A 6,864-nucleotide genomic window follows, 5' to 3' on the forward strand; every position below is an offset into this window, starting at 1 on the left:
TGACGTTCTCTGTGCCGGCCTCAACCAGGATGGCCTCGACCACGCCTTCATCGACGGCTTCGACTTCCATCGTCGCCTTGTCGGTCTCGATCTCGGCGATCACGTCGCCGGCCTTGACGGTGTCGCCTTCCTTGACCAGCCACTTGGCCAGGGTCCCCTCTTCCATCGTCGGGGACAGGGCGGGCATCAGGATGTCCGTCACTGGGCGGCCTCCAGGTATACGTCAGTGTACAGTTCGGAAGGATCGGGCTCGGGGCTGGTGCGGGCGAACTCAGCCGCCTCGGCCACAATGCGCTTCACCTCGGCATCGACGACCTTCAGGTCGTCTTCAGTGACGCCGGCCTTGGCCAGGCGTTCCTTCAGGTGGTCGATCGGGTCGCGCGTCTGCTTGACGTTGTCGACCTCGTCCTTGGTCCGGTACTTGGCTGGGTCGGACATCGAGTGGCCGCGATAGCGATAGGTCTTCATCTCGAGGATGAACGGGCCCTGGCCGCTGCGGGCGTGCTCAGCGGCGCGGGCGCCGGCCTCGGCGACGGCCGTGACGTCCATGCCGTCGACTTCCTCGCCGGGAATCCGGAACGACGTGCCGCGCTTGTGGAAGGCGGTCTCCGAGGCCGAACGCTCGACGCTGGTGCCCATGGCGTACTGGTTGTTCTCGATCACGTACACGACCGGCAGCTTCCACAGCTGGGCCATGTTGAAGCTCTCGTAGACTTGGCCCTGGTTGGCCGCGCCGTCGCCGAAATAGGCGAACGAGACATTGCCGTTACCGCGATAGTGGTTGTTCAGCGCCAGGCCGGTGCCGAGCGACACCTGGGCGCCGACGATGCCATGGCCGCCGTAGAAGCCGGTCTCGACGTCGAACATGTGCATGGAGCCGCCCTTGCCGCGCGACGAACCGCCCGCGCGGCCGGTCAGTTCGGCCATGACTTCGTTCGGGTCCATGCCGGCGGCCAGCATGTGGCCGTGGTCGCGGTAGCCGGTGATGATCTGGTCGCCCTTGACCTTGATCGACTGCATGCCGACCGCGATGGCTTCCTGACCGATATAGAGGTGGCAAAAGCCGCCGATCAGACCCATGCCGTACAGTTGACCGGCGCGCTCTTCGAAGCGGCGGATCAGCAGCATGTCCTGGTAGAATTTCAGAAGCTCGTCCTTGCCGACGAAGGTGTTGACACCGGTGGCATCAGCCTTCCCCGCGGGGGCTTCACCCTTGCGCGTACGCGCCATTCAACTCTCCCTGGCCAATCTTCATCGCGGCCTACTCCTGGACGCCCACCGACCGAATGAACCTTCGGTTCCGCGTAGATAGGGGTCCTTTGTCAAACCCGAAACGGGTCAGGCTCGCCTGATCCGCCGGCAGAGCCTAGGACAGGGTCTCCCACCAAACGCTCAGCGCGGGGTGCGGATCACGTAGTCCTTGGGATCGGCATATCCGAGGAGCGAACGCGCGCGTTCTTCCAAGAGGTCCGCCGACAAACTGCCGCTGCGTAATAGACGAGCACGGGCCTCCAGGTCCATCCTTTCGGCGCGGATCTTCTTCAACTCCAGGGTCTTGGCGGCGAGATCTGCATTGCGCTGCGACGTCGATAACAGTCCGCGTTCGCCCGTAAGAGCATGGAACACGAAGTAAGTGATCAACAGGAGGAGCGCCGCGGTCGGCAGAAAAGGTTGCAGTCGGGCGAACATCAGCGATTCCCAGGAGGGTATGTTTAACCTGCCCGATCAGGCTTAACGCCTTACTAAACGGGGAGTTTTGGCCAGCGAGGACAAGATGTCGAAAGCAGGGCCCTAACGCTTTCATTTGAGATGGTTTCAAGGGCATCTAGATACCGCGCCGCAGCATCTGAACGGCCGTTTCGTGGCGTTTTCTGCGGCAGTGCGGCGGAAGTCCATTTTCGCTTTTAGAAAAATTGTTGGTGAATTTTGGCGCCCGGCGCCTCCAAAGCGGGCGATCAACATCTCCACCCTGAGAATCGTAGCATTTGAAACGAAAAAGGCGGCGCTGAAAGCGCCGCCTTTCGTCGTCGTTGTCGTCGGATCTAACGCCCCTTGAGCACCGCGCGACCGGCATAGACGGCCTGGTCGTCAAGGGCTTCCTCGATACGCAGCAGTTGGTTGTATTTGGCCAACCGGTCCGAACGGGCCAACGAGCCGGTCTTGATCTGACCGCAGTTCAGGGCGACGGCCAGATCGGCGATCGTGCTGTCCTCGGTTTCGCCCGAACGGTGGCTCATCACGCTGGTGTAGGCGTTACGGTGGGCTAGATCGACGGCGTCGATGGTTTCCGACAGCGATCCGATCTGGTTGACCTTGACCAGGATCGAGTTGGCCAGACCCTTGTCGAGACCCAGTTGCAGACGCTTGGGGTTGGTGACGAACAGGTCATCGCCGACCAGTTGGACCTTCTTGCCCAACTTTTCGGTCAGCAGCTTCCAGCCCTCGAAGTCGTCTTCCGACATGCCGTCCTCGATCGACAGGATCGGGAACTTGTCGGCCAGGTTGGCCAGGTAGTCGACCATCTGGCCCGGATCCAGGCTCTTGCCCTCGCCTTCCAGCTCGTACTTGCCGTTCTTGAAGAACTCGGTGGCCGCCACGTCCAGGCCCAGGACGAAATCCTGGCCCGACTTGTAACCGGCGGCCTCGCCCGCCTTGACGATGAAGGCCAGGGCGTCCTCGGCCGAGCCGAGGTTCGGGGCAAAGCCGCCCTCGTCGCCGACGTTGGTGTTGTGGCCGGCGTCCTTCAGGGCCTTCTTCAGGCCATGGAAGATCTCCGCGCCCATCCGCAAGGCTTCGGCGAAGGTCGGCGCGCCCGTCGGCAGGATCATGAACTCCTGGATGTCGATCGGGTTGTCAGCGTGGGCGCCGCCGTTGATGATGTTCATCATCGGCACCGGCAACACACGGGCCGAGACGCCGCCGACATATTTGTAGAGCGGCAGACCAGCCGACTCGGCGGCGGCCTTGGCGGTGGCCAGCGAGACGCCGAGGATGGCGTTGGCGCCCAGGCGGCTCTTGTTGGGCGTGCCGTCCAGCTCGATCATCAGGTTGTCGATGCGGCGCTGGTCTTCGGCATCGACGCCCGACAGCGCGTCGAACAGCTCGCCATTGACCGCGTCCACCGCTGCCTTGACGCCTTTACCGCCGTAGCGGGACTTGTCGCCGTCGCGCTTTTCGACCGCTTCGTGAGCGCCAGTCGAGGCGCCCGAGGGCACGGCGGCACGACCGAAGGCGCCGTCTTCCAGGACGACGTCGACCTCGACCGTCGGATTGCCGCGGCTGTCCAGAATTTCGCGGGCGATGATGTCGACGATCTCGGTCATGGGAGCTCCCCTTTCAAAAGGCGCCTCCCCTTAGCGGCGTGGGCCTCGGACCGCAACCGGCGCTCGCCGGATCATCGGAACGAGCGTACGGCGCGCGCCTTTTCTCAGGCCTGCAGGACCGGCGGCGCCCACCCCTTGCCGAGACGGAACTTCACCCGGTCCGAACCGAAGTCGAGCTCGACCCGGGAGAACAGCTTCAGCACGTCGACGCCCAACAGCACGGCAGGCCGGCTGTTGAGGTTCCAGACGTCGAAGATGTGCAGGTCGGCCAGCACAAGAGGCAGGTTGGTCATCCGCAGGGCCCCCAATTCGATCGAACGGACGATCCGCAGTTCGCCCAAGGTCGCCTCGCCCGCCGCGCCGACCAGCCGGATGGCGATGGCGGGGTCGGGTTTGCGGCGCACCCGCAACTTGATCGCCTGGGCCAGAGCCATGTTGCCGATGCTGGCGCCCGAACCGGAGTCGATGAAGGCGGTGCAGCGCGCGCCGCCGACCCGGGCGTTGGCGACCGCCAGCCGACCGAAACGGGCGTCCGCGAGCACCGAGACCTCGCGCGCGCTGGAATGGACGGACGACAGAGGGGTGCTGCGACGGACCTCCAACCGCTTGCGGCGGAAATCCATGATGACGTTGCGGTCGTCCAGCATGTCGACGCCCAGCAGACCATCCACGCCCAGACGCTCGGGCGGAAGCACCGGCAATTCGGAGTCCTTCATGTGCGCATCGCCGGCCACCATCAGCGGCACCTTGGCCGTGGGCGTCAGGGCCGAGCCGCCTACGCCGTGCAGCATCACCGTGCGGCCAGCCTCCAAGCCCAGTCGCGCCGCCAACGTCGTCGACAACGCGCTGCGGTCGGCGCCGGTGTCGACCACGAAGGCGAACGGCCCCTGCCCGTTGATGAACACCTCGACCGTCATGCGGTCGATTGAATCCAGCGCCGTGTCGAGGAAGATCGGCGGAGGCTCGGCCGGTGGAAGCACGGCCGGCGCTGACGGCGCGGGCGTTGGCGAAATTTGCAGCGAAGTCTTCCGCAGCAGCGGCTCGGGCGTCGCGGATCGAGCCCAGGCCGCATCGGCCATCAGCGACAATCCCAGTCCCGCCGCGATGTTTCGGCGTGTGAGCATGGGCGGATCTCCCTGCCGTCAAGATACCACGGTTATTTCGACGACGTTGTCGAAATCCATGGTCAAGCAAGCACGGACGCGGAAGCGTCCGCTTGGGGAAAGCTGCGCTGAAAGCGAAAAAGCGGCGGTCCGGGGACCGCCGCCTTTCGAGCTTCGTCTTGTCGCTCCGCCGAAACGGAGCGCGCTGAAGGCTAGTCTTCCTTCGGCGTCAGGATCTGCTTGCCGTTGTACAGACCGGTCTTCAGGTCGACGTGGTGCGGGCGGCGCAGTTCGCCCGAGTCCTTGTCTTCCACGAAGGAATTGGCGCCCAGGGCGTGGTGCGACCGGCGCATGTTCCGGCGAGAAGGCGAAGTTTTTCTTTTGGGAACGGCCATCGAAGTGACTCTGCTCGCTGAGCTTGAAAATTAGAGACGGCGACTCGGGGAAGACCCAGGCCGCCGTGTGAGGGCGCGCTTATGCCTGAAACTCCCCGAGTATGCAACCGGGCTTGTTAGACCAATCGTCCCTGCTCTTTCGCCGCGGCGATAAAGCTGGCGAACAAGGGGTGCGGGGCGAACGGACGGCTCTTCAGTTCGGGGTGATATTGCACGCCGATGAACCACGGATGGTCCTCGCGCTCGACGATTTCGGGCAGCACGCCGTTGGGCGAACGGCCGGTCAGTTTCAGGCCGGCGTCCTCCATCAGGTGGGCGTAGCCGATATTGACCTCGTAGCGGTGGCGGTGGCGCTCGCTGATCTCGGTCCCGCCGTAGATCTCGGCGACCTTCGAACCCGGGGTCAGGACGGCCTCGTAGGCCCCCAGGCGCATGGTGCCGCCCAGGTCGTCGTTGCTGCGCCGCTGGACGGTCTCGTTGCCCTTGATCCACTCGGTCATGATGCCGACCACCGGACGCTCCGTGGGCCCGAACTCGCTGGACGAGGCGTCCTTGACGCCCGCCACGTTTCTCAACACCTCGATGACCGCCATCTGCATGCCGAAGCAGATGCCGAAATACGGCACCTTGCGTTCGCGGGCGAACTGGGCGGCGCGGATCTTGCCTTCCGCCCCCCGCTCGCCGAAACCGCCGGGGACCATGATGGCGTGGGCGTTTTCCAGGCGGGCGGCGGCCGCGCCGGGATCGCCCTCGAAGGTCTCGCTCTCGACCCAGTCCAGGTTGACCTTGACCTTGTTGGCCAGACCGCCGTGGTGCAGGGCCTCGATCAAAGACTTATAGGCGTCCTTCAGGACCGTGTACTTGCCGACCACCGCGATGGTCACCTCGCCGTCGGGATGCTGGACCGTCTGGTCAATGGCTTCCCAACGCGACAGGTCCGGCTTGGGCGCGTCGCTCATGCCGAACACGTCCAGCACCTCGGCGTCCAGGCCTTCCTTGTGGTAGTCGATCGGCACCGCGTAGATCGAAGCGCTGTCCATCGCCTGGATCACGGCGCTGGGACGCACGTTGCAGAACTGGGCGATCTTGCGCTTTTCCTCGACCGGGATCTCCTGCTCGCAGCGGCACAGCAGGATGTCGGGCTGGATGCCGATCGAGCGCAGTTCCTTGACCGAGTGCTGGGTCGGCTTGGTCTTCATCTCGCCGGCCGTCTTGATGAACGGCAGCAGGGTCAGGTGCACGTAGCAGCTCTGGCCGCGCGGCAGGTCCTGGCGCAGTTGGCGGATGGCCTCGAAGAACGGCAGGCCCTCGATGTCGCCCACTGTGCCGCCGATCTCGACCAGCACGAAGTCGACCGGCTTCTCGCCTGACTCGTCAAGCGCCGGCGACAGGACGAAGTCCTTGATCTCGTTGGTGACGTGCGGAATCACCTGGACGGTCGCGCCCAGATAGTCGCCGCGACGCTCCTTCTCGATGATCGTCTTGTAGATCTGGCCGGTGGTGATGTTGTCGGCCTTGGTGGCCGACACGCCGGTGAAGCGCTCGTAGTGGCCCAGATCGAGGTCGGTCTCGGCCCCGTCGTCGGTCACGAAGACCTCGCCGTGCTGATACGGGCTCATCGTGCCCGGATCGACGTTGAGATAGGGGTCGAGCTTACGAAGGCGAACCTTGTAGCCGCGGGCCTGAAGGAGCGCTCCGAGCGCTGCGGAGGCGAGGCCTTTTCCCAATGAGGAAACCACGCCTCCGGTGATGAAGATGTACCGGGTCATGGGCGATCAGATTAGCCGTGATTCGATGCCGCCGGGGAAAAGACCGAGGTTCATTCACAAAAGAATGCGCCGACCCCTCCCGGAGGGGTCGGCTCGGGCATCAACAGTAGGATGTCGTCGGCCCTTACTGGGCCGGCTTTTGGTCAGCCGGAGCCGGGGCGGCGATCACTGGGACCGGCGCGGCGGCGGGCGTCCCGACCTGGCTCTTGGGGACCGGAGCCTTGGCGGCCGGCTTGGGCGCCGAGACGGTCGGGGCCGGCGCGCTGATCTGCGG

The 6,864-nt window shown here is 64.6% G+C and carries 7 protein-coding genes; all 7 read right to left on the bottom strand.

The window, feature by feature from the left end; genetic code table 11:
- Positions 1-202 (bottom strand): biotin/lipoyl-containing protein (locus tag WAL33_RS19890; RefSeq protein WP_422183554.1); only part of this gene is annotated, 202 nt, incomplete at its 3' end.
- Positions 199-1,230, bottom strand: coding sequence for a pyruvate dehydrogenase (acetyl-transferring) E1 component subunit alpha (pdhA, locus tag WAL33_RS19895; protein WP_422183555.1), 1,032 nt, complete (start codon positions 1,228-1,230; stop codon positions 199-201). The genes WAL33_RS19890 and pdhA, both read right to left, overlap by 4 nt.
- Positions 1,231-1,392: 162 nt before the next feature.
- Positions 1,393-1,689, bottom strand: coding sequence for an FtsB family cell division protein (locus WAL33_RS19900; protein ID WP_029917040.1), 297 nt, complete (start codon positions 1,687-1,689; stop codon positions 1,393-1,395).
- A 353-nt stretch (positions 1,690-2,042) separates the two neighbouring features.
- Complete coding sequence (gene eno / locus WAL33_RS19905) at positions 2,043-3,323, bottom strand: phosphopyruvate hydratase (protein ID WP_422183558.1); 1,281 nt, start codon at positions 3,321-3,323, stop codon at positions 2,043-2,045.
- A 104-nt stretch (positions 3,324-3,427) separates the two neighbouring features.
- Positions 3,428-4,447 (bottom strand): retroviral-like aspartic protease family protein, encoded by a 1,020-nt coding sequence (locus WAL33_RS19910; RefSeq protein ID WP_422183559.1) that lies wholly within the window; start codon positions 4,445-4,447, stop codon positions 3,428-3,430.
- 191 nt (positions 4,448-4,638) lie between these two features.
- A complete protein-coding gene (gene rpmF, locus WAL33_RS19915; protein WP_007671126.1) occupies positions 4,639-4,821 on the bottom strand; it encodes a 50S ribosomal protein L32 in 183 nt (60 codons plus the stop codon).
- A 116-nt stretch (positions 4,822-4,937) separates the two neighbouring features.
- Positions 4,938-6,590 carry a CTP synthase gene (locus WAL33_RS19920; RefSeq protein WP_422183562.1) on the bottom strand — a complete coding sequence of 551 codons (1,653 nt, stop codon included), beginning with the start codon at positions 6,588-6,590 and terminating at the stop codon, positions 4,938-4,940.
- Positions 6,591-6,864 lie beyond the last annotated feature (274 nt).

Source organism: Caulobacter sp. (assembly GCF_049283275.1).
In the GTDB taxonomy this organism is placed as follows: Bacteria; Pseudomonadota; Alphaproteobacteria; order Caulobacterales; family Caulobacteraceae; genus Caulobacter.

Excerpts from the sequence above, each read along its gene's own strand:
- pdhA (WP_422183555.1), bottom strand. The coding sequence starts at position 1,230 with ATGGCGCGTACGCGCAAGGGTGAAGCCCCCGCGGGGAAGGCTGATGCC.
- WAL33_RS19900 (WP_029917040.1), bottom strand. The coding sequence starts at position 1,689 with ATGTTCGCCCGACTGCAACCTTTTCTGCCGACCGCGGCGCTCCTCCTG.
- eno (WP_422183558.1), bottom strand. The coding sequence starts at position 3,323 with ATGACCGAGATCGTCGACATCATCGCCCGCGAAATTCTGGACAGCCGC.
- WAL33_RS19910 (WP_422183559.1), bottom strand. The coding sequence starts at position 4,447 with ATGCTCACACGCCGAAACATCGCGGCGGGACTGGGATTGTCGCTGATG.
- rpmF (WP_007671126.1), bottom strand. The coding sequence starts at position 4,821 with ATGGCCGTTCCCAAAAGAAAAACTTCGCCTTCTCGCCGGAACATGCGC.
- WAL33_RS19920 (WP_422183562.1), bottom strand. The coding sequence starts at position 6,590 with ATGACCCGGTACATCTTCATCACCGGAGGCGTGGTTTCCTCATTGGGA.